22 protein-coding genes are annotated in these 22,031 nt (G+C 68.7%); 15 read left to right on the top strand and 7 right to left on the bottom strand.

All coding sequences use genetic code 11. The features are described 5' to 3' along the window. Nucleotides 1-76: 76 nt before the first annotated feature. Nucleotides 77-598 carry a glycosyl transferase gene (locus J2850_RS23330; RefSeq protein ID WP_209987169.1) on the bottom strand — a complete coding sequence of 174 codons (522 nt, stop codon included), beginning with the start codon at nt 596-598 and terminating at the stop codon, nt 77-79. Nucleotides 599-804: 206 nt separating this feature from the next. Here J2850_RS23330 and ribA point away from each other — a divergent pair, with 206 nt between their 5' ends. The 3 genes from ribA to J2850_RS23345 all read left to right on the top strand — a co-directional run bounded on the left by ribA (nt 805) and on the right by J2850_RS23345 (nt 3,832). Beyond that, complete coding sequence (gene ribA, locus J2850_RS23335) at nt 805-2,085, top strand: GTP cyclohydrolase II (protein ID WP_209987061.1); 1,281 nt, start codon at nt 805-807, stop codon at nt 2,083-2,085. A 230-nt stretch (nt 2,086-2,315) separates the two neighbouring features. After that, complete coding sequence (locus J2850_RS23340; RefSeq protein WP_209987064.1) at nt 2,316-3,254, top strand: hypothetical protein; 939 nt, start codon at nt 2,316-2,318, stop codon at nt 3,252-3,254. After that, nucleotides 3,251-3,832 (top strand): L,D-transpeptidase family protein, encoded by a 582-nt coding sequence (locus J2850_RS23345; protein WP_417281593.1) that lies wholly within the window; start codon nt 3,251-3,253, stop codon nt 3,830-3,832. The genes J2850_RS23340 and J2850_RS23345 overlap by 4 nt, the downstream gene beginning before the upstream one ends. Before the next feature lie 57 nt (nt 3,833-3,889). Here J2850_RS23345 and J2850_RS23350 read toward each other — a convergent pair whose 3' ends face one another. Further along, entirely contained in the window at nt 3,890-4,612 is a 723-nt protein-coding gene (locus tag J2850_RS23350; protein WP_209987068.1) for a YggS family pyridoxal phosphate-dependent enzyme, read from the bottom strand. Nucleotides 4,613-4,951: 339 nt separating this feature from the next. Between J2850_RS23350 and J2850_RS23355 the strand changes: the two genes are divergently transcribed. Next, nucleotides 4,952-5,368 carry a hypothetical protein gene (locus J2850_RS23355; protein WP_246513420.1) on the top strand — a complete coding sequence of 139 codons (417 nt, stop codon included), beginning with the start codon at nt 4,952-4,954 and terminating at the stop codon, nt 5,366-5,368. A 204-nt stretch (nt 5,369-5,572) separates the two neighbouring features. Here the strand turns inward: J2850_RS23355 and J2850_RS23360 are convergent, their stop codons facing one another. Both J2850_RS23360 and J2850_RS23365 read right to left on the bottom strand, forming a co-directional pair. Then, nucleotides 5,573-6,682: a porin gene (locus J2850_RS23360; RefSeq protein ID WP_209987074.1), complete on the bottom strand. Its 1,110-nt coding sequence runs from the start codon at nt 6,680-6,682 to the stop codon at nt 5,573-5,575. Between the two features lie 495 nt (nt 6,683-7,177). Next, nucleotides 7,178-8,347, bottom strand: a complete 1,170-nt coding sequence (locus tag J2850_RS23365; RefSeq protein ID WP_209987077.1) for a porin — start codon at nt 8,345-8,347, stop codon at nt 7,178-7,180. 325 nt (nt 8,348-8,672) lie between these two features. Between J2850_RS23365 and J2850_RS23370 the strand changes: the two genes are divergently transcribed. The 6 genes from J2850_RS23370 to J2850_RS23395 all read left to right on the top strand — a co-directional run bounded on the left by J2850_RS23370 (nt 8,673) and on the right by J2850_RS23395 (nt 14,487). Continuing rightward, on the top strand, nt 8,673-9,218 hold the full coding sequence (locus J2850_RS23370) for a DUF3576 domain-containing protein (RefSeq protein ID WP_209987080.1): 546 nt from the start codon (nt 8,673-8,675) through the stop codon (nt 9,216-9,218). An 85-nt stretch (nt 9,219-9,303) separates the two neighbouring features. Next, a complete protein-coding gene (gene leuS, locus J2850_RS23375) occupies nt 9,304-11,874 on the top strand; it encodes a leucine--tRNA ligase (protein WP_209987083.1) in 2,571 nt (856 codons plus the stop codon). 55 nt (nt 11,875-11,929) lie between these two features. Continuing rightward, complete coding sequence (gene lptE / locus J2850_RS23380; RefSeq protein ID WP_307354554.1) at nt 11,930-12,433, top strand: LPS assembly lipoprotein LptE; 504 nt, start codon at nt 11,930-11,932, stop codon at nt 12,431-12,433. Nucleotides 12,434-12,452: 19 nt separating this feature from the next. Then, a complete protein-coding gene (gene holA / locus J2850_RS23385; RefSeq protein ID WP_209987090.1) occupies nt 12,453-13,478 on the top strand; it encodes a DNA polymerase III subunit delta in 1,026 nt (341 codons plus the stop codon). A gap of 62 nt (nt 13,479-13,540) precedes the next feature. Continuing rightward, nucleotides 13,541-14,068, top strand: a complete 528-nt coding sequence (locus tag J2850_RS23390) for a TspO/MBR family protein (protein ID WP_209987094.1) — start codon at nt 13,541-13,543, stop codon at nt 14,066-14,068. 83 nt (nt 14,069-14,151) lie between these two features. Then, a complete protein-coding gene (locus J2850_RS23395; RefSeq protein WP_211114004.1) occupies nt 14,152-14,487 on the top strand; it encodes a GIY-YIG nuclease family protein in 336 nt (111 codons plus the stop codon). 40 nt (nt 14,488-14,527) lie between these two features. On the opposite strand, the gene J2850_RS23400 is transcribed toward J2850_RS23395, so the two are convergent. Beyond that, nucleotides 14,528-15,601, bottom strand: coding sequence for a lysine-2,3-aminomutase-like protein (locus J2850_RS23400; protein WP_209987100.1), 1,074 nt, complete (start codon nt 15,599-15,601; stop codon nt 14,528-14,530). A gap of 64 nt (nt 15,602-15,665) precedes the next feature. Between J2850_RS23400 and J2850_RS23405 the strand changes: the two genes are divergently transcribed. The 3 genes from J2850_RS23405 (at nt 15,666) to irrA (ending at nt 18,686) form a co-directional block, all read left to right on the top strand. Next, a complete protein-coding gene (locus tag J2850_RS23405) occupies nt 15,666-16,409 on the top strand; it encodes a glycerophosphodiester phosphodiesterase family protein (RefSeq protein WP_209987103.1) in 744 nt (247 codons plus the stop codon). A 243-nt stretch (nt 16,410-16,652) separates the two neighbouring features. After that, on the top strand, nt 16,653-18,050 hold the full coding sequence (locus J2850_RS23410; protein ID WP_209987106.1) for an NAD(P)H-dependent flavin oxidoreductase: 1,398 nt from the start codon (nt 16,653-16,655) through the stop codon (nt 18,048-18,050). Between the two features lie 174 nt (nt 18,051-18,224). After that, entirely contained in the window at nt 18,225-18,686 is a 462-nt protein-coding gene (gene irrA / locus J2850_RS23415) for an iron response transcriptional regulator IrrA (protein WP_246513422.1), read from the top strand. Nucleotides 18,687-18,803: 117 nt separating this feature from the next. On the opposite strand, the gene J2850_RS23420 is transcribed toward irrA, so the two are convergent. Both J2850_RS23420 and J2850_RS23425 read right to left on the bottom strand, forming a co-directional pair. After that, nucleotides 18,804-19,055 carry a hypothetical protein gene (locus J2850_RS23420; RefSeq protein ID WP_209987109.1) on the bottom strand — a complete coding sequence of 84 codons (252 nt, stop codon included), beginning with the start codon at nt 19,053-19,055 and terminating at the stop codon, nt 18,804-18,806. After that, nucleotides 19,052-19,282 carry a hypothetical protein gene (locus J2850_RS23425; RefSeq protein WP_209987112.1) on the bottom strand — a complete coding sequence of 77 codons (231 nt, stop codon included), beginning with the start codon at nt 19,280-19,282 and terminating at the stop codon, nt 19,052-19,054. The genes J2850_RS23420 and J2850_RS23425 overlap by 4 nt, the downstream gene beginning before the upstream one ends. Nucleotides 19,283-19,490: 208 nt before the next feature. Here J2850_RS23425 and J2850_RS23430 point away from each other — a divergent pair, with 208 nt between their 5' ends. Next, a complete protein-coding gene (locus J2850_RS23430; RefSeq protein ID WP_246513423.1) occupies nt 19,491-21,656 on the top strand; it encodes an ATP-binding protein in 2,166 nt (721 codons plus the stop codon). Between the two features lie 34 nt (nt 21,657-21,690). Then, on the top strand, nt 21,691-21,912 hold the full coding sequence (locus tag J2850_RS23435) for a hypothetical protein (RefSeq protein ID WP_209987118.1): 222 nt from the start codon (nt 21,691-21,693) through the stop codon (nt 21,910-21,912). The last annotated feature ends 119 nt before the right edge of the window (nt 21,913-22,031 follow it).

Genomic DNA, 22,031 nt, shown 5'->3' on the forward strand with positions numbered 1-22,031 from the left:
CGCCTTAGTAGCATGGCCCTGGCCGGTTGTCGTGGTGGCTCTGGTGGCGGCTCCGTACCGGTCGGGGGGCGCCGCGTCACAGGTTCCCTTGCAGGGCGTCGATCATCGTGGCGGCCCCCGCCGGTCCGGCGCTGGCCCGCACCAGCCGGTGATCGGGAACGCCGAGCTCCTGCACGGCCGCGGCGGTCACCTCGTCCGGCACCACGATGCGGCGCATCAGCGCCAGCACGCCCTGCTCCAGGTTGCGTCGCACGGCGGCCTCCTCGGTGCCGAGTGCCGGATCATTCCAGTGCAGGTGGGCGACCAGCGCCACGAAGCGCAGGCGGCGATCATCGGCCGGCAGGCTGGCGGCAAGGTTCGCCAGCGCATCGCCGTCCAGCAGCACGGTCGCGCCGTCGGGCAGCCGCGACAGCGTCACGTCCGCGGCCAGGATCGCCGACGGATCGATCTGCGGATGCTGCCCGGGCAGTGCATGGGCGGTCATTTCGACCCCGGCGGCGCGCACCGCCTCCATCATCCGGCGGCTGTAGGACGAGGGCGGCAGGCTGGCCGGCATCACCACATGGATGGCCGGCGGCAGCAGCGTCTGGTTCTGCATCGTCACGGGGGAAGGGCTCCCGAAAATGGGTTCCGGCACGGTCCGGAACGGGCAGGCTAACCGGATCGTTGCGCCGGCGGCAACGGTGTGGCGCGCGGGAAGTGCTGGACAGGGACGCGCCACCTGCGCTTTGCTTCGCCCGCCTGACGCACCATGTCCCGTTTCTGCGCCGAACTTGGCGCCCCGCTACGCGAAGCCTCCTGACGATGCACGCCGAATCCTCCCCCGCCTCCACCTCCACGGCCCGCCTGTCCGCTCCAGCGGCGTCAGCGAATGCAGTGCCGATCGGCGCGGCGCAGAGCGGACGGGCGCCGATCGACGAGGCTGTTGTCCGTGCCGTCGACCGGGCGCTGGCCGCGTTGCGGCGGGGAGAGGTCGTGGCGATCGAGAGCGCCGACGGCACGGTGGGCGCGGCGGTGTCCGTGGAATCGGTGGGGACCGATGCGGTGGCGCGGCTGAAGGATCTGACCGGCGGACTTCCAAGGCTGGTGGTGACCCGGCGTCGCGCGGTGGTGCTCGGGCTTGCCCGACCGCGGTCGGCGGAGCCGGTCGGCGACCTGTCCGATGACCAGGCGGCGGTGGAGTCCAGCGAGGGCTTCGGTGCGATGGTGCTGGACCGCCCCGGCGGGCTGACCGCAGGCCAGGCCCACGAACTGGCCGATCCCGAACAGCATCCCGAATCACAGGGCGTGCTGCCCGCCGGGCTTTCCGTCGCGGAGGCGGTACCGGGCAGTCGCGAGGCCGCCGCCGTCGACCTTGCCCGGCTGGCGCGGCTGCTGCCGGCCGCCATCACGGCCGATCTCGCGGGCACCGGACAGACGGCGGCCGGCTGGGCGGCGGAGCATGACCTGCTGTTGGTGCGCGCCGCCGACATCGCCGACTACCGGGTTCATGTCGTGCGTACCCTGCGCCGCGTCGCCGACGCGCGCGTGCCCCTGGCGGGGGCGGAGAACACCCGCATTTATGCCTTCCGTCCGGCGGATGGCGGGCCGGAGCATCTGGCGATCGTCATCGGCGATCCCGATCCTGGCCGACCCGTGCTGGCGCGGCTTCATTCCGAATGCTTCACCGGCGATCTGCTGGGCAGCCTGCGCTGCGACTGCGGCGACCAGTTGCGCGGGGCGATCGCCGAGATCGCCCGTCAGGGTAGCGGCGTCCTGCTGTACCTGGCGCAGGAAGGACGGGGCATCGGGCTGGTGAACAAGCTGCGGGCCTACCGCATCCAAGACCGCGGCTTCGATACCGTCGACGCCAATGAGATCCTCGGTTTCGAGGCGGACGAGCGGGTCTATCTGCCGGCAGCGGAGATGCTGAGGCAACTGGGGTTCTCGGCCGTCCGGCTGATGACCAACAATCCGGAGAAGCTGCGCCAGCTCGCCCGCTGCGGCATTGCGGTGGTCGAACGCGTGGCCCACATCTTCCCAGCCAACGGCCACAACGAAGCCTATCTTCGCACCAAGGCCGAACGCAGCGGCCATATGTTCTGATCGTCCGCCGTTGTTTCCGGCGCCGCGGCCGGCAGTCGTCGCGGGGGCAGGAATCGCCATGCCGGACCGGCAGTTCTTGCCGATCGGGCGTGGTGGCCGATGCGCTGGGAATCGGATTCCGGGTGGAGGCCGCCCGAGACCTCCCGCAAACCGGGATTCCGCAGGTCGCCGTTTCTGGCATGGGGTTTGCTTGAAACGATCGGCATGACCACCGAGCCGGGAGACTGACCATGGCCACCGCCACGATCGACAGCAGTGCCTCCCGGTACCCGACGCCGCGCGAAGCGGTACGGACCGAAAGGGAATCGCCGGTCATCAACGGCGGCCACAACGGTGGCCCGGTCGAAATCAAGGGTGAGATGTCCTTCTGGGATTTCCTGGACGTCATCAACCCGCTTCAGCACATCCCCCTGGTCAACACCATCTATCGCGAGATCACGGGCGACACGATTCAGCCCTCTATGCAGGTGATGGGAGACATGCTCTATGGCGGCGTGATCGGCGGGATGGCGTCGATTGCCAATGCGGTGATCGAGGAGTCGACCGGAAAGAATGTCGGCGACACGGTCATGGCTTCGCTTGGCTTCGGCGGCGACCATCCCGCGAACGCCGAAGCCGTCGCGGACGCCCCTGGCGGGCCGGCGGCGGCCGCTTCTCCCGCGGAGGCGGCAGGCCCGGCGGCTGCACCGACGGGCAGCCTCGCTGGCGCACTGGCCGCCGCCGGTCCGCCGGTCCGTCTCGGCGCCGAGCCTCCGCCTGCTGGAAATGGGGCGTCCCCGGCCCTGGTGGCGCAACTCGCGGCTGGTGGCGCCGTGCCCCATCCCACCAAGATGCCGCCGCGCGACACGCCGCTGGCCAGCTCCGCCCTGGCAAAGCACAGCATTCCGCGCAACGTCGCGCCGGCTGCCGGTCCCGTCCTGGCCAATGCGCGGGTGTCCGGCCCGGCACCGCCGCAAGCCCAGGACGCGCCCCGCACGGGAGCGGGGCCGGCCGGCGCGTTGCCCAATGAGTCGCCGGGCGCGACGGCGCCCATGCAGGCCGGCCCGATGCCGGTCCCCACCGAAATGCTGTCGGAGACGATGATGCGCAATCTGGCGAAATACGAGCAGTCGCGCAAAGCCGTGAGCGCCGCTGCCCAGTCCGCCGGTGCGATGCGGGTGTCGGGATGAGCGAGGCTGCCACCGACCGTTCTGCCATGCAGGCCGTCGAGATCCGCGTGACCGGCAACCGCCTCCGGTGGCCGGGAGGGGAGGCGCCCTGCGTGCTCGGACGCGGTGGCGTGCGTGAGGACAAGAGGGAGGGGGATGGCGCCACCCCCGTCGGCCGCTTCGTCCTGCGCCGCGTGCTGTGGCGTGCCGACCGTCTCCCGTGCCCGCAGACCGGACTGCCGGTCCAGCCCATTGCCGTGGACGACGGCTGGTGCGACGCACCGGACGATCCGGCCTATAACCGGCCTGTGCGGCGCCCCTATCCCGCCAGCCATGAGACGATGTGGCGGGATGACCACGTCTACGACATCGTGGTGGTGATGGGGCACAATGACGACCCGGTCGTTCCCGGGCACGGCAGCGCCGTGTTCCTGCACCTTGCCCGCCCGGACCGGGCGCCCACCGCAGGGTGCGTCGCGCTGGCCATGGAGGACATGCTGCGCCTGCTGAAGGAGTGCGGGCCGGGCAGTGCGCTCAGCGTCAGTTGCCAAGCGGCCGATACGATGGCCAATAGGATGCCCGATACGCCGGCAGGCTGACCAAGCGGCCGGAGCAGCGACGCCAGGGACTGAAAAGCCGGAACGGGAGCCGCTTGGTCAGACCGGATAGGGGCGGGCGCCGAAGATCGCGGTGCCCACCCGGACATGGGTGGCGCCGAAACGGATTGCGGTCTCGTAGTCGCCGCTCATGCCCATGCTGACCTCGGACAGCCCGAGCCGCCGCGCCATCTCCGCCAGCAGCGCGAAATGCATCGCGGGCTCCTCGTCGACAGGGGGAATGCACATCAGTCCGGTGACCGGCAGCCCCAGCCGGCCGCGGCAATCGGCGAGGAACCCCTCGACCTCCGCCGGGGCGATACCGGCCTTCTGCGGTTCCTCGCCGGTATTGACCTCGATCAGGCAGCGCGGCCGCCGTCCCGACTTCGCCATCTCCTCTGCCAGCGCTTCGGCCAGCTTGGGGCGGTCCAGCGTCTGGATCACGTCGAACAGCGCGACCGCGTCCTTGACCTTGTTGGTCTGCAGCGGCCCGATCAGGTGCAGTTCGAGATCCGGGAAACGCTCCTTCAGCGTCGGGAACTTGGCTTTCGCCTCCTGCACGCGGTTCTCGCCGAACACGCGCTGGCCGGCGTCGAGCGCCTCCTCCACCGCTTCGGCCGGATGGGTCTTGGAAACCGCGACAAGCGTCACCTGGCCGGCTGCGCTTCCGGAGGCGGAAGCAGTGGCGGCGATGGCGCGCCGCACCTCCTCCAGGCGCTTCGTCACCGAGTCGGCGCCCGTGTTCCTACCGGTTTCTTCCCCGGTGCCTTGCGTCGTCGTCATGGCGGCCCCCAATGGCATCGCTGCGGGTATACAGCGCTTTCGCGGCGTGTTAGCGGACGGTCCGCGGAAACGCAAGCGCCCCAAGGCGCCGGCCCCAAGGCTTCGGTATCGCCACCGCCTGCACATCGAGGAGATCTCCGCATGCGGAGTCCGTTTCGTTCCCTGCTTTCCGCCCTGAGTCCGGCAAAAGCCCCCGCCTTTGCCATCCCTGTTCTTGCCGCCATCGCGTTCGCTGCCCTCGCCGGTGCCGCCTCGGCCCAGGCACAGGAGCATGGAAAGGCGCCGCCGAAGGCTGCCGCTCCGGCCAAGCCGGGCGCGAAACAGGGCAAGGAGAAGGTCATGGCCGGTTCGCCAATGACCAAGGTCCGTTTCAGCGAACCGGCCTATCCGCTGGCGGACGACGGCACCTACCGGGCTTTCATGGACAAGATCCTGGAGGAATACGGGCGCCGCTGCGTGCGGCAGGAGCAGTTCGGCTGGGAACTGGCCAAAGGCGACCAGGAGCGGCTGGACTACGTCTTCCAGGGGACGATGGCGAACTACGGCAACACCGGCTACCTGCTGGGCGAGATCCATCCGAAGACCGTCACCGATCCCGAGACCCTGGTGTTCCTCGCCGACCGTGAAAAGACGCGTTACCTGATGGTCTGGACGCCGTTGGAGGCATCGGTGCTGTTCATGATGTGCGAGACCGCCAGCAGCAGCGGAGGTGCAGGCGACGGCAAGGACGCGGCAAAGGCCGGTGCCAAGAAGTAGGGAAGGCGGGCCGCTCCGCAGTTCCGGCCCGGCGGCGCTGCCGGGCCATCCTCCCGACGCCGGAAAAACCTGTCCGGCGACCTTCACGCCCTCACGGCGTCCCGGTCCCTGCGGTCGTCGTCCGTCGAGGCGGCGGACCGAAAAGAAAAAAAGAGGCGGCGGATTGCTCCGCCGCCTTCATTTCTGCTGCCGGACGTCCGTCGCTTAGAAAGCGAAGCGGGTGTCCCACAGGACGATGTTGGCGTCGTTGTTCAGGCCAGCCGACTTGTTGTCGACATAGCTGTACTCGAGGCCGGTGGTCAGGCCCGGGGCGACGGTGTAGGTCACGCCGGCCTGGTAGATGTGGGCGCGGGAGTCTTCGGCGGCAGTGGCGGCACCGAACGCGACGTTCGAACCACGGGCGTCGGTGTAGGTCGCGGCCAGCAGGATCGGGCCCAGGGTGTAGTTGGCGCCGACGATCCAGACCTGGTTGTCGCGCACGCCGGTGTGGCCGGTGGCGTAGCCGCTGTCGCCGCTGAAGGCGTAGCTGCCGCCGAACTTGAAGCCGGCGAAGGAGACGTTGGCGCCGGCATGGACCGACGACAGGTCCTCGAAGCCCGCATCGGCCTTGGCGAAGGCATAGGCGGCGCTGGCCTCGATGCCGAAGCCGCTGAACTCACCCTTGTAGGTGGCCTGGACCTCACCGAGGTCGCGGTAGCCGGTGGTGTTCTTCACCCGGTTGATGCCGGTGTTGGAGCTGCCGAACATCGGCGTATAGGACGCGCCGAGCTGGAAGCCGGCAAAGCTCGGGGTCAGGTAGATGAACTTGGTGCTGGCATCGCCCGACTCGAGCGTGCGCAGGTTGCCGACCACGTAGGGCAGCGGCGCTTCGATGCCGCGGCGGTCGCTCGAGGCGTAGTAGTTGGCGAACCAGCCGTCCGGCGAACCGGAGATGCCGTCGACGTTCGGGCTGATGATGCCGTATTCGTCGGCCAGGTTGTTGATCACGCCAGCCTGCACGGTGCCGAAGCTGCCGTTGACGAAGATGAACGCGCGGTCGTTGTCGGTGTTGCGGGTGCCGCTGGAGGCGCGGACGCGCAGGCGGGCACCATATTCCAGACCGTTGTCGGCCTTGGCGGTCGGCGTGATGTTCAGGCGGAAGCGGTTGGCGAACTCCGTCGAACGGAGCCCTTCGTCGCGATCCTGGTCGACGTAGGCGCCCTGGAAGAAGGCGTCGCCGCCCATGATGATGTCGAACTTGGACTGGGCCGAGGCGGTGCCGCAGCCGGCGGCGAGGGCAACGGCGGCGCAGCCGATGACGAGAGAGCGCTTCATGGATTGTCCATCCTTTTGGCGGTCGCCCCGTTGCCGGGGCTTGGCAGTTGTCTTTGTGACTTGACTAAAACGCGCCTTGCGATGCGCGGCAAGTGGCAAAGTGTCATCCAACTCTCTCATCCGCCACATAGTTGCAGCAAAGGCACACGGCTAAACCTTTGAAATCAATGCACGAGTACTGTCTGCCGCATTTCTGGCGCGTTTTCTGCTCGCCGTTTATGCGAATGTGTCAAAAAATGGGCACCGATTTCCGGGCCGGGATGCGCTGTCGAACACCAGGCCGTGTCGGGTGGCCGGTCTGGAAAGCTGCACATGGCGGTCCCATTCGGCCCGGTCCGACATTTGCCATCAGGGCGCACGCCAGCCTCGAAAGCGGCGTTCCGTCGGCAGCTCCTATCGACCGGACCAGCCGCGGCCAACCCCATAAACAAAAAAAGAGCGGTGGCCGAAGCCACCGCTCTCCTGTCCTTGCCGGACGTTCGATCGGAAGACCGATTAGAACGCCAGGACCGAGCGAACCAGCACGACATCGCCTTCGTCGTCGCGACCGACAACGTCGGACTCGGCCTTGAAGTGATCGTACTGAGCCTGCAGGGTCAGGCCCGGGGCGACGGTGTAGCCCGCACCAGCCTCGATGACCTTCAGCTTGCGGTCGCCGGCGACGACGGCGGAACCGGCGTCCTTGCCGACCTTGTAGTTCACACCGACGACGATCGGGCCGGTGGTGTACTGGCCGCCGACAACCCAGACGCGAGCGTCCTGGGTGTCCACGCCCGGAGCACGGTTCTGACCCGACTTGCCGTAGTCGAGGTAGCTGCCGCCGAGGCTGAAGCCGGCGTAGCCGACCTGCGCACCGGCCTGCCAAGCGCCGAGGTCCTTGTAGTTGGTGCCCGGGGCGTCTTCACCGGCCTTGCCCCAGAAGTAACCGGCGCTGGCCTTCACGGTGATGCCGCCGAAGGTGTTGTTGTAGTTGGCGCCGACTTCCACCAGGTCGGTGAAGATGAACGCGCTGCTACCGGCCGGCTTCACACGGTCGACGGAGGTGTTCGAGCTGTCGTTGCGCGGGGTGTAGCTGGCACCGAGCTGCAGGCCGGCGAAGCGCGGCGAGAAGTACACGACCTTCGTCGCGTTGTTCTCGACGGTCATCGACTGGGTCAGGATGCTGCCGCGGTTCAGCGTGGCCAGGCCGCCGTTGATGTCCGCGCCGGCAACGCCGACGTTGGCGGCGCCACCGGTGGCGTTGCCGCCGATCCAGGCGGTGATGCCGTCATAGATGGCGAGCGGCAGGTAGTCCTGCGGGGCGGTGACGTAGGTCTCGTCGTTGAACGAGTTGGTCACACCCATGCGGACCTGACCGAAGGTGCCCTGCGCGAAGATGTAGGCGCGGTCGGCATCGGTGTTGCGGCTGCCGTCGCTGGCGCGCAGACGCATGCGGGCACCGTACTCCAGGCCGTTGTCGGCCTTGGCGGACGGGATGATGTTGATGCGCATGCGGTTGCGGAACTCGGTCGAACGGAGGCCTTCGTCGCGGTCCTGGTCGACCCAGCCACCTTCGAAGTAGGCGTCGCCGCCGACCTTGACTTCAAACTTGGCCTGGGCGTTGGCGGCGCCAGCGCCGAGAGCGAGAGCGGCGGCGGCAGCGCCGGCCAGCAGATAACGGTTCATGATTGTTGCCTCCATCCTGGCAGCAGATGTTTCAGCCTGGTTGACGTCCTGGCTGAGACTTTCGTACGCACCCCCGCCCTTGCCAGCAAGCGGCAAATCTCGCGGATTGCTGCATTGGGGGGACAGTGTGTCGCACGGGGCACACTAAGTAGCGGCCCCTCCGCAGCCGTTGCCACAGTCGAACCCCACCCGCCGCTCCTGTTGACGCGGGGTCAGGCCAAGACGCTTCCGCTGTTGCGTGCGGCCGTCCACTTATGGTCTGTTCACCGGCATTCCGCGCGTGACTCGCGCGCGGCAACCCCTTTTCTGATCCGGGTTACCGACCATGCGCCGTTCGACCGCCCTTCGCCTTGTCCCTGCCTTGCTCGCGGCCTCCCTTTCGGTCGCCGGCTGCGCAAGCTGGGGCGGCAAGACCGAAACCGTCGAAGAGCAGATGAAGAACAAGGACTACAAGTTCGGCAGCCTGCTCGGCACGGACGGCGGTCTCAACCTGTTCGGCAAGAACAAGCGCGGCGGCGGCGACCAGGACAGCGCCAACGGCATCGGCGTCAACAGCTTCCTGTGGCGCGCCTCGCTCGACACGCTCTCCTTCATGCCGATCGCCTCGGCCGACCCGTTCGGCGGGGTGATCCTGACCGACTGGTACACGCCGCCCGACTCGCCGAACGAACGGTTCAAGGTCAACCTTTACATCCTCGACCGCCAGCTCCGCTCCGACGGCGTGCGGGTGTCGGTGTTCAAGCAGCAGCGCACCGGCAACGACTGGCGCGAGGTTCCGGTCGGGCCCGAGACGACCGGTACGCTCGAGGATGCGGTCCTGACCCGCGCCCGCCAGTTGCGCATCGCGCAGAACGCCGCGTCGAAGCTCTGATGCGGACCCGCCGCCCGGTCCCCGAGGGACCCGGCGGCGTGCGATCAGCCCTTATGTTCAGTCCAACGGAAACGGCGCCGCGCTCATGTCGCGTTACAATGTGAAGGAAACCGAGGCGAAGTGGCAGGGCGTGTGGGACAGCAAGGGCTGTTTCACCGCGCGCGAGGACGCCTCCCGGCCCAAATACTACGTGCTGGAGATGTTCCCCTATCCCTCGGGGCGCATCCACATGGGCCATGTCCGCAACTACACCATCGGCGACGTGATCGCGCGCTTCAAGCGCGCCAAGGGCTTCAATGTCCTGCATCCGATGGGCTGGGACGCCTTCGGCCTTCCGGCCGAGAACGCGGCGCTGGAGAAGAAGGTCCATCCGGCCGCCTGGACCCGCGAGAACATCGCGACCATGCGTGGCCAGTTGAAGACCATGGGCCTGTCCATCGACTGGGACCGCGAGGTCGCCACCTGCGACGTGGAATATTATCGCCACGAACAGAAGATGTTCCTGGACTTCCTGAAAGCGGGGCTGGCCTACCGCAAGGAGTCCTGGGTGAACTGGGACCCGGTGGACAATACGGTCCTCGCCAACGAGCAGGTGATCGACGGCCGCGGCTGGCGCACCGGCGCGCTGGTCGAGAAGCGCAAGCTGTCGCAGTGGTTCCTGAAGATCACCGCCTACGCCGAGGACCTGCTGAAGGGCCTGGAGACGCTGGACCGCTGGCCCGAGCGCGTCCGCATCATGCAGGAGAACTGGATCGGCAAGTCCACCGGCGTCCGCTTCCGCTTCAAGATCAAGGGGCGAGAGGACGAGCTGGAGGTCTTCACCACCCGGCCCGACACGCTGTTCGGCGCCTCCTTCGCCGCGATCTCCCCGAACCACCCACTGGCAGCCGAACTGGCCGCGTCCAGCCCGGAACTCGCCGAGTTCATCGCCGAGTGCAACCGCCTGGGCACCAGCGAGGAGGCGATCGAGACGGCGGAGAAGCGCGGGTTCGACACTGGCCTCACGGTCGTCCATCCCTTCGATCCGTCGTGGGAGCTGCCGGTCTACGTCGCCAACTTCGTGCTGATGGAATACGGGACCGGCGCCATCTTCGGCTGCCCGGCCCACGACCAGCGCGACCTGGACTTCGCCCGCAAGTACGGCCTGCCGGTCCGTCCGGTGGTGATCCCGGCCGACGCCGATCCGGCGGCCTTCGACGTCGGGAGCGAGGCCTACACCGGTCCCGGCGTGCTGCGGAACTCCGCCTTCCTCGACGGCCTCGACACCGAACTGGCGAAGGAGGAGGCCGGCAAGCGGCTTGAGGCGGCCGGTCGGGGCGAGCGCACCACGCAGTACCGCCTGCGCGACTGGGGCGTCTCGCGCCAGCGCTACTGGGGCTGTCCGATCCCGGTCGTCCATTGCGGGTCCTGCGGCATCGTCCCGGTGCCCGATGACCAGTTGCCAGTGGTCCTGCCGGAGGACGTCACCTTCGACAAGCCCGGCAACCCGCTGGACCACCATCCGACCTGGAAGCACACGAGCTGCCCGACTTGCGGCAAGCCGGCGCTGCGCGAAACGGACACCTTCGACACCTTCATCGAGTCGTCCTGGTATTTCGCCCGCTTCTGCTCGCCCAAGGCCGAAACCGAGGCGTTCACCCGCTCGGCGGTCGACTACTGGCTGGGCGTCGACCAGTACATCGGCGGCATCGAGCATGCGGTCCTCCATCTGCTCTACAGCCGCTTCTGGACGCGGGCGCTGAAGACCTGCGGCTATCTCGACCTGCAGGAGCCGTTCACCGGCCTGTTCACCCAGGGCATGGTCAACCACGAGACCTACAAGGATGCCGCGACCGGCGCCTGGCTCGCGCCGACCGACCTGAGGAAGGACGAGGCCGGAAGCTGGGTCCGGGCCGACGACGGTGCGCCGGTCACCGTCGGCCGCGTCGAGAAGATGTCGAAGTCCAAGAAGAACGTGGTGGACCCGGCACACATCATCGGCACCTATGGCGCCGACGCCGCCCGCCTGTTCATGCTGTCGGACAGCCCGCCGGAGCGTGACCTCGAGTGGACCGAGGCCGGCATCGACGGTGCCTGGCGCTACATCAACCGCCTGTGGCGGATGGTGACCGAGGCGCCGGCGGCGCTGCCGCCCTCCGGCACGCCGAAGCCGGAGTCGCTCGGGCCGAAGGCCGAGGCGGCTCGCCGCCTGGTCCACAAGACCATCGCCGGCGTGTCGGAGGATCTCGACAAGTTCCGCTTCAACAAGGCGGTGGCCCGTGTCCGCGAACTGTCCAACGCCCTTGCCGAGCTCGACGGAACGGGCGAGGGCGAGGCCTGGGTCCTGCGCGAGGGCTTCGAGTCGCTGGTCCGCCTCGTCGGCCCGATGATGCCGCATCTGGGCGAGGAGCTGTGGGCCAGGCTCGGTCACGAAACCCTGCTGGCCGACCAGCCCTGGCCGCAGGCGGATGCCGCCCTGGTGGTGGAGGACAGCGTCACCGTCGCCGTCCAGGTCAACGGCAAGTTGCGCGCCACGCTGGACCTGCCGCGCGACATGGACAAGGCCGCGGCCGAGCAGGCCGCCCTGGCCGATGCCAACGTGCAGCGTGCGCTGGAAGGCAAGCCGGTGCGCAAGGTCATCGTCGTCCCGAACCGGGTGATCAATGTCGTCGTCTGAACCCAGGCACTCCCGCCGCGCGCCCTTCGGGCGCGTCTCCTCCAGGCGCGCCGTCGTGCGGGGGCTCGCCGCCCTCGCGCTCGGCCTGTCGGCCGCCGCCCTGTCGGGCTGCGGCTTCCAGCCGCTCTACGGCGAAAAGGGGGTCGGCACCGCGGCGGCCGAAAAGCTCAACGACATCGACATCTCGCCCATTCCCGACCGGGAGGGCCAGAAGCTGCGCAACCTGCTGATCGACAAGTTCTACACCAGCGGGCGCCCCGGCAATCCGCGCTACCGGCTGGACGTGTCGGTGTCGGCGGTCGAGCAGAAGCTGGCCCTGCAGAAGGACGCCACCGCGGTGCGCGCCCAGCTTCTGGTCAATGCCCCCTACCGGCTGATCGAGGTCGGCAGCGGCAAGGTGGTGTTCCAGTCCAACTCGCGGTCGATGATCAGCTACAACACGCTGGAACAGCATTACGCCGCGATCGTGACGATGGAGAACGCCTACGACCGGGCGCTCACCGACATCTCCAACGACATCACCACCCGGGTCGCCATGTATATGGGCCGCGGGTCCTGACCCGCGGGGAGGGAGGCCGGTGAAGCTCCAGGCCAAGGCGATCGACGGTTTCCTGCGCAGCCCGGACCCTACGGTCCGGGCGGTGCTGCTTTATGGCCCCGACTCGGGCCTTGTGCGAGACCGCGCCGTCCAGTTGGGCAAGACGGTGGTGCCGGACCTTTCCGACCCGTTCCGCGTCGCCGAGTTCCTCGGCCGGGCGATCGCCGACGACCCGGCGCGGCTCGTGGACGAGGCGGCGGCACTCTCCTTCACCGGTGGGCGCCGCCTCATCCGCGTCCGGGATGCCGAGGACAATGCGGCAGGCGCGTTCGCCGCCTTCCTCGACGGTCTTCCGCCGGGCGACAGCCTGGTGGTGGCCGAGTCGGGCGATCTCGGCGCCCGCTCGAAGCTGCGCCTGCTCTTCGAAGGGGCTGCCGGCGCCGTCGCCATTCCCTGCTATGTCGAGGAGGAGGCGTCGCTCGGTCGCGTGATCGCCGACATCCTGCACGGCCACGGGCTCGCCGCCGATCCCGACGCGTTGAGCTTCCTGGCCGCCAATCTTGTCGGCGACCGCATGGTGGCCCGTGGCGAGGTCGAGAAGCTGGCGCTCTACATGGGCCAGGAGAAGCGGGTGCGGCTGGAGGATGCCGAGGCCTGCATCGGCGACAGTGCCGCCCTGTCGATGGACGAACCGGTTTGGGCGGCGGCGGAAGGCGACTTCGCCACGCTCGACCGCTCGCTCGCCCGGCTGTTCGCGGAAGGCACCTCCCCGGTGCCGATCCTGCGCGGTGCCCAGCGCCACTTCCAGCGTCTGCAGCTCCTCTGCGTCCAGGTCGCCGCCGGCAAGACCGCGGAAGCCGCCGTCGAGTCGCTGCGCCCCCCGGTCTTCTTCAAGCTGAAGACGCGGCTGGTCAAGCAGGCCCGCCGCTGGTCGCCGGGGCAGGTCCGCCAGGCGTTGGAGCGGCTGGTGGACGCCGAGGCCGACTGCAAGCGCACCAACATGCCCGACGAGACGCTGTGCGCCCGCGTGCTGTTCCAGCTTGCCTCCATCGCGTCCCGTCGCTGACGAGGTTTGACCGGCAGAGGCGCTGACTTGACCGTTCGGTGACGCGCGTTATCTCACGGACTATGAGCGACACGCCCTATACCCCGCCTGAACCGGCCCCGTTCCGGGTGCGCTGGTGGCAACCCCTGCTGTTCTGGCTGGTCGTCAACGCCTGGGGCTTCGTCGAGCGCGGGGCGCAGCCCTTCGCCGGTCACCAGCCATCCCCGCTCCAGCCGCCGGGCTGGGTGTTCCCGGTGATGTGGTTCACGCTGAACGTCCTCCAGATCTGGGGTGACATCCGCCTGCTCGACCCGGCGCGGCACATCCGCGACCGTAGACTGCTGATCGGCTTCCAGGCGGTGACCTGGGTGATCTACGCAACCTTCAGCCTCGTCTATTTCACGCTCGGCAGCCCGATCCTGGCGGCGGCGTGGACGATCGGCTTCTTCGTCATCACCTCGGCCTGCATTGCCCTGGTGGCACGGGACGACGGCGGCATCGCACTGATCTGGACGCCGTCGATCCTGTGGACCGGCTTCGCGTCGGTCGTCGGCATCCACAACGCGCTGATCAACCCCGACCCGCTGTTCGGCACGCCAACCCTGTGGTGATAAAACCCGGATAAAAACCTTGCTCAGAATATCACCCGGGTTTAATCAGGTCCGAAGTGGTGGCCGATGCCGGGAGGACGGGAGTGACAAACGAAGGCAGGAGAGCCGCAGTCGCGGCCTACAAGGAGCGCAAGCCCGCAGCCGGGGTCTTTGCGGTGCGGTGTGTGCCGACCGCCGGGGTTTGGGTCGGTGGCGCACCCGATCTCGGCACGATCCGGAACCGCATCTGGTTCCAGCTCAGGATGGGCGGCTGCCCCCACCGCAGCCTGCAGGCGGCGTGGACCGCCCATGGGGCCGAGGCGTTCGTCTTCGAGCCGGTCGAACGGCTGGAGGACGAGGAGCTTGCCTTTGCCCGGCAGGCGGCGCTCAAGGCGCGTGTCGCCCATTGGGTGACGGTGCTGAAGGCGGAGGCCATCTGACGGGCGGTGGTGCGCCGGACACTTCGGCGACCGGCGCCCCTCAGCCGCGGTAGCCGTGCACCCGCCCGGTGAAATCCGTCACCCGGTAGCCGCCGTCGCCGCCACCGTCGCCGCTACCGTCGCCGTCGGCATCCACCGAGGGCTCCACCCAGGACTCGGCGGCCGGCGCCTTGCCGTGGCCGCCGGGGATGTCCAGCACATAGGTCGGCTGGCACAGGCCGGACAGCCGGCCGCGCAGCCCCTTCACCAGCGCCCGCCCCTCCGCCAGGGTTGGGCGGAAATGGCTGGTGCCGGCGGCGAGGTCGGGATGGTGCAGGTAATAGGGTTTGACGCGGTTGCGCACGAGGCCGCGGAACAGCGCCTCCAGCGCCGCGTGGCTGTCGTTGATGCCCTTCAGCAGCACCGTTTGGCCGACCAGCGGGATGCCGCCGTCGATCAGGCGGGCCAGGGCCGCGCGGACCGGCGGGGTCAGCTCGTCGGCGTGGTTGACGTGGACGGCGATCCAGGTGGCGAGGTCGGGAGAGGTCAGCGCCTCCACCAGTTCGGGCGTGACGCGGTCCGGGTCGGCGGCGGGGATGCGGCTGTGCAGGCGAAGGACCCCGACATGGGGCATTGCCGACAGCGCCTCGACGATGCCGCGCAACCGGCGCGGCGACAGCAGCAGCGGGTCGCCGCCGGTCACCACCACCTCCCACACCTCCTCATGCTCGCGGATGTAGGCCAGCGCGGCGTCGAGCTCCTCGGCGGTCAGCGCCTCGCCGCCCGGTCCGACCATCTCTCGCCGGAAGCAGAAGCGGCAATAGACCGCGCAGGCATGCAGCGGCTTCAGCAGCACCCGGTCGGGATAGCGGTGGACGATGCCCTTCACCGGGCTGCGCGCCACGTCGCCGATCGGGTCCTCGCGCTCCTCCGGCGCGGTGTAGCCCTCGGCGGGGGCGGGGACATACTGGGCATAGAGGGGATCGGCCGGATCCGTGCGCCCGGCGAGCGTCTCGCGCAGGTAGGGGGTCACCGCGACGGCGTACCGCTCGGCAACCGTCCGAACCGCATCGCCGGCCTCCGGCGTCATCAGCCCGGTGGCCACCAGATCGGAAACGCTGTGCAGGGCCTTCATCGCTCTTTCCCGCTTCGACGGAATGGGTCATAGGAAAGCGACCGCTCTTACTCCCGTGAGACCCATGCTGTCGACTCTTCCCCGCCTGATCGGCCATCGCGGCGCCAAGGAAAGCGCGCCGGAGAACACGCTCGCCTCGATCCGCGAGGCCGCCCGTCAGGGCGCCCGCTGGGTGGAGGTCGACGTCATGCTGACCCGCGATCACCGGCCGGTCCTGATCCACGACGATACGCTGGACCGCACCACCACCGGCACCGGGGCGGTTCCGCTGCTCGATCTGGCTGAGTTGCAGCAACTCGATGCCGGCCGCTGGTTCGACGCCGCCTATGTGGGGGAGCGCGTGCCGACGCTGGAGGAAGCCGCTGCCCTGGTCCTGGAACTCGGGCTCGGCCTCAACCTCGAGATCAAGCCCTATCCCGGCCAGGAGGAAATCACCGCGGAGGTGGCGCTGGAGGTGCTGCGTCCGCTGTGGCCGTCCACCCGCCCGCTGCTGCTGTCCAGTTTCGAGGTGCCATGCCTGGAGGTGGCGCAGCGGCTCTGGCCGGAGATCCCGCGCGGCTACCTGCTGTGGGATCCGCCGGCCGACTGGACGGCGATCGCCGACCGCATCGGGGCGGCGACCCTGAACGTGCATCAGGACCGCCAGTCGGCCGAGAGCGTGGCGGAATACCGGGCCACCGGCCGTCCGGTTCTGGCCTACACCGTCAACGACGCCGCCCGCGCCCGCACATTGTTCGCCTGGGGCGTCACGGCGGTCTTCACCGACGCCCCCGGACGGCTGGAGCGGGAGCTCGGCCCGCAGCCGTGAGCGCCCGCGGGATGGCGGTGCTTTCGTGCTGACGCTTCCGTTCGCGGCTGCGGCAAATCCTGTACGTTTTTTGCGCGGGGGGATGAATCCACTCGTAGGACGGTCCAATTCCTCATATATAGAACCGCAATGGCGATGGCGCCGGAACCCATCCGGTTCCGGCGGAGCCCTTCGTCGTCCGGTTGTCCGCCGCTTTTGGTCCGGCGTCCCGCGGGGCGCCCTGTTCGGTCTTTGGAGGGTTCGTTGAAGGCGTTGAAGCCGTTGCCGATGTCCGGCCGGGAGGTTTTGCCGCTCGTCGAGGGTGGCAAGGGTATTGCCGTGTCCAACGGCGAAAGCTCCGGCGCCTGGGCGGCTGCCGGCGGGATTGGCACCTTCTCGGGTGTCAACGCCGACAGCTACGACGAGAACGGCAATCCGCTGCCGCAGATCTACAAGGGCAAGACCCGGCGCGAGCGTCACAACGAGCTGATCGCCTTCGGCATCGAGGGCGGCATCGCCCAGGCGCGGATCGCACACGAGACGTCGAACGGCAACGGCCGGATCCACATGAACGTCCTGTGGGAGATGGGCGGGGCCGAGCACATCCTGCACGGCGTGCTGGAAGGCGCCCAGGGCATGATCCATGGCGTCACCTGCGGCGCCGGCATGCCCTACAAGGTGGCCGAGATCGCGGTGCGCTACGGTGTCCACTATTATCCGATCGTCTCGTCCGCCCGCGCCTTCCGCGCCCTGTGGCTGCGCGCCTACCACAAGTTCCGCGACAACCTGGGCGGCGTCGTCTACGAGGATCCGTGGCTGGCCGGCGGCCACAACGGCCTGTCCAATTCCGAGGATCCGCAGAAGCCCGAGGATCCGTTCCCCCGCGTCCTGGCCCTGCGCCAGATGATGAACAGCTTCGGCCTGAACGACACGCCCATCGTCATGGCGGGCGGCGTCTGGTGGCTGTCGGAATGGGAGGACTGGCTCGACAACCCAGACCTGGGGCCGGTCGCCTTCCAGTTCGGCACCCGTCCGTTGCTGACCCAGGAAAGCCCGATCTCGACCGCCTGGAAGCACAAGCTCCTGGCGCTGCAGCCCGGCGACGTCTTCCTGAACCGCTTCTCGCCCACCGGCTTCTATTCGTCGGCGGTGAAGAACCCGTTCCTGCTCGACCTGATGGCCCGTTCGGAGCGCCAGATCGCCTATCTCTCCAAGCCGGTGGGCGAGCATTCGGCGGAATTCCCGGTCGGACCGCGCGGCCGGCCGGTCTATGTGACCGAAAGCGACAAGCAGCGTGCGGAAGGCTGGCTGTCCCAGGGCTTCACCACCGCGTTGAAGACGCCCGACAGCACGCTGGTCTTCGTCACTCCCGGCCAGTCCGAGCATATCCTGCGCGACCAGGTCGACTGCATGGGCTGCCTGTCCGCCTGCAACTTCTCCAACTGGGCGCAGAACGAGGAGGGGACGACGGGCAAGCGCGCCGATCCTCGCTCCTTCTGCATCCAGAAGACCCTGCAGGCGGTCAGCCACACCGAGGATTGCGAGCACCAGTTGATGTTCGCCGGGCACAACGCCTATCGCTTCGCCAGCGACCCCTATTACAAGGACGGCTTCATCCCGACGGTGAAGCAGCTCGTCGAGCGGATCGCCACCGGCTACTGACCGGCGGCGGGCAAGACGTTCCGCGAAGCCAAGGCCGCCGGTTTCCGGACCGGCGGCCTTTCCCTTCACCGCGACAACATCTTGCGTCTTCTTTCCAAAAGGTTTTACTGTTGAACAAACTGCGGCCTCATGCCGCGGTGACTTCGTCCTATGCGATGATCGGGTGCTGTGCCCATGATGACCGCCGAACGCCCTTTCAAGCGAGCCCTCGACCGTCTCAACGGCGCCGGCCTGCGCCCGACCCGCCAGCGTCTGGGCCTCGCCCGGCTGCTGTTCGACGGCTGCGACCGGCACATCACCGCCGAACAGCTCCACGGCGAGGCGCTGGCCGCCGACCTGCCGGTGTCGCTGGCGACGGTCTACAACACGCTGAACCAGTTCACCTCCGCCGGCCTGCTGCGCGAGGTGGTCGTGGAGGCCGGCAAGTCCTATTTCGACACCAACACCAGCGACCACCACCACTTCTTCCTGGAGGCGGCCGGCCGGCTGGAGGACATCCCGGCCGACCGTGTGCTGGTGCAGAGCCTGCCCGCCCCGCCGCCGGGAACCCGCATCGCCCGCGTCGACGTGATCGTGCGTCTGGTCGAGGCCGATGGACCGGAGACGGGCGGCGCGGAGACGGGCGGCGCCGCTTGAGGTGACGGGATGGCGGCGCGGGGCTTGGCGCCCGCGCCGGTCATCACTCCTGCCCGCACGCGCAGGCGAGCCGAGGTGGGCGCAGCCGGGGCGGACGAACTCAGGCGGTGGACGAACTCAGGCGTCTCCGCCGTCCTGCTGCGGCGCCCCACGCCCGTCCGCCGGGCCGTCGGCGAAGGGCCAGCGGATGTAGGCGAAGGCCCAGACCGCCAGGATGTTCACGTAGGGAAACAGCAGAAGCAGGATCCAGAGTGGGCTGCGTCCCGCCTTTGCCAACACCCAGCCGCCGGCGACGAGGGTGTAGGTCAGCACGACGGAAATGATGAGGTAGAACTGCCAGGGTTCAAGGCTGTTGACGACGTCGCTCATGCCGTCCTCCGCGCCTTGGACTTGCGCGTCTCCCGCACCGGAAGCACGGGCCAGCGGCTGTGCGCGAGGATCCCGATCACCGGCACCAGCCCGAACGGAACCAGCGCCAGCAGCGCCCACCAGGGCGTGAGGCCGGCGCGGCGCAGGATGCGCCACAGCGGCCACACGATGGCCAGGTTGAACAGCAGAAGCCCGAACAGCGGGCTGTTGACGAAATCCTGGAGCATGTCCGGCCCGGAGCCTCCTCGATAGCGCAGGCAGAGAAGCGTGGCCGGGCGGCTTTGTCGAGCCAAAGTTGCTCCAGCCGCGCCATCCGGCCTGAATCCGGCTGCCGGACGTGATACAGTCCTCCGGTCCGGCCGGAGCGGCTTGACGATGCCCGATTGGGACGCGCCCAGCCGGGCAATTCCAGATTGTAGCGCTGGCGGGCCTCTCTTGACGGATTTCGGCGAACCGGACATCGGCCTGTCGACAAAGGAGCTTGGCGGCGGCAGGCGGCGCATCTCCTGGCCGCAACCGGTCGCCACGCTTCGCCTCGGACTGCTGGCGGCGGTGATCGCCGGCTTCTGGCTGGTCGCCTATGCCGACCTCATGCGCACGCGCGACCGCGCCCTGCAGGACGGGCTGCGCCAGACCCGCAACCTGTCGCGGCTTCTGGCGGAGGATGCGCAGAACAGCCTGGCGCTGGCCGGCCAGTCGCTGGGCAGGCTGGCGCTCGCCGCCGCCCATCCGTCCCCCATTCCCGGCCTGGATCCGGATTGGGATCCCGTCCTGGATCCGGGCCTGAACCGCGGATCGGGCTCCGGGCCGGTGCTGAGCGGGCTGCTGATCGGCGACGAGGACGGGCGTTTGCGGTGGTCGACGGAAGCTGGTCCCGTCGGCGGCGCGGTGGCGCCCGCGGTCACCGATGCCTTGCGGCAACTGGCTCCGTCCGGAGCGCCGATCCTGTCGGCCCCTTTCCGCACCGAGGGCGGCTGGCGCGCCGCGCTGGTGCGGCGCCTGGACAACCATCGCGGCTTCGTGGCGGCGATCATCGATCTCGGCCGCTTCTCCCGGCTCTATGGCTCGCAGGACATCGGGCTGCGCAGCAACATCCTGCTGTACGGCGAGGAGGGGACGGTCTTGGCCTTCGCCTCGCAGTCCGCCAGCAATCTCGACAACGACCGTGGATACTACAGCAGGATCGTTCCGCGCCTGCCCGACGGTGTGGAGATGGAGAGCCGGTCCGGGGTCGACCGGACGGCGAACCAGGAGCGCATCGGCACGGTGCGCCGGGTCGCGGGATGGCCGCTCTATGTCTATGTCCGCATCAGCGCCGACGACGTCCTGGCCGGCTGGTACAGCGACCGGTGGAAGCGCGTCCTGGAAACCGCGGCGGTGTCGCTGGCGCTCGGCCTGCTGGCGGTGCTGGCGCTGCGCCAACTGGGCCGGCTGGAAGCGGCGACGCGGGCGCTGCGCGAAAGCGAGCGCAGGTCGCAGGCGCTGTTCGACAGCAGCTTCCAGGTCATGGGGCTTCTGTCCCCCGACGGTCGGATTCTGGCGCTGAACCAGTCGGCCTGCGCACTGGCCGGGCTTCCGGCGGAGGCGCTGGTCGGCCTCAGGGCCTGGAAGGTTCATGGCTGGGTGCGCAGCGACGAGCTGGCGGCGGCCTTCCGCGACTCCATCGCCAAGGCGGCTTCCGGCCGCATCGTCCGCTACGAGACCGACCTCCTCGACGAGGCCGGCATGCGGGTCATGGACGTGTCGATCAAGCCGGTCGCCGATGATGCCGGGGCCGTGGCCTTGCTGGTTGTCGAGGCGCGCGACATCACCGAGCGGGTAGAGGCGGCTGCCCGCCTCGCCGCCGCCAAGGAGCAGGCGGAAGCCGCCAACCGCTCCAAGAGCGCCTTCCTCGCCACAATGAGCCACGAACTGCGCACGCCGCTGAATGCCATCATCGGCTTCTCGGAGATCATGCTGCACGAGCTGTTCGGCCCGTTGGGCAGTCCGCGCTATCACGACTATGCCCGGCATGTGCAAAGCAGCGGCCGGCACCTGCTGGACCTCATCAACGACGTTCTGGACATGTCGAAGCTGGAGGCGGGCCGCTACGCGCTGGACGAGAGCTGGCTGGCGCCCGTCGAGGTGATCGAGAGCTGCCGGTCGCTGTCGGCGGTTCCGGCGGAGGCCGGCGGGGTGGTGCTGGCGGTGGACTGCCCGGTCGACCTGCCGCGGCTGCGCGCCGACGAACGGGCCCTGCGCCAGGTGCTGCTGAACCTGCTGTCCAACGCGGTGAAGTTCACCCCGCGCGGCGGCAGCGTGACGGTAACGGCGGCCGTGGAGGCGGGGGGTGGCCTGGCCGTCACCGTGCGCGATACCGGGATCGGCATTCCGGCCGACGCGCTGGCCCGTATCCTGGAACCGTTCCAGCAGGCGGACAGCTCCATTCCCCGCCGCTTCGGCGGCACCGGGCTCGGCCTGTCGATCTGCCGCGACCTGATGGCGCTGCATGACGGCAGCCTGTCGATCGACAGCGAGCCCGGCAAAGGCACCGCCGTCACCGTACGCTTTCCGGCCGAACGCGTCGCCGACGCGGTTGCCGGGGCGGCATTGCAGGCGTAAGCCTGATGGCGGCTTGGACGAAAGGATCGGGACGATGATCGGAAACGACGGGAGGCCGGTGTCCAAGGACGAGTTGCGCAGGCACGTCGCCGTCTACAATGGCCAGCCGCGCGGCTCGAAGGACTTCGCGATGATCCCGCGGGCGCTGGTGACGGTCCTCGACGGCCTGAAGCCCGGCAAGACCGGCTACGTCAAATGCCTGGACGGTCAGGTCCAGCTTTCGCGCCGCAAGGACAACAGCGTTTCGGCCGGATAGACGCCCTCCACCGCTTCGGGGCGAGGCGGGGGCGTCATGGTTCCTCCGGACGCTCGCCTCCTTGTGGCGCGCCTTCCGCTGCTTGTGACCTCCGGTGAGCAAAACAGCGTTTCGCAAAT

This window comes from Azospirillum picis (assembly GCF_017876115.1).
In the GTDB taxonomy this organism is placed as follows: domain Bacteria; phylum Pseudomonadota; class Alphaproteobacteria; order Azospirillales; family Azospirillaceae; genus Azospirillum; species Azospirillum picis.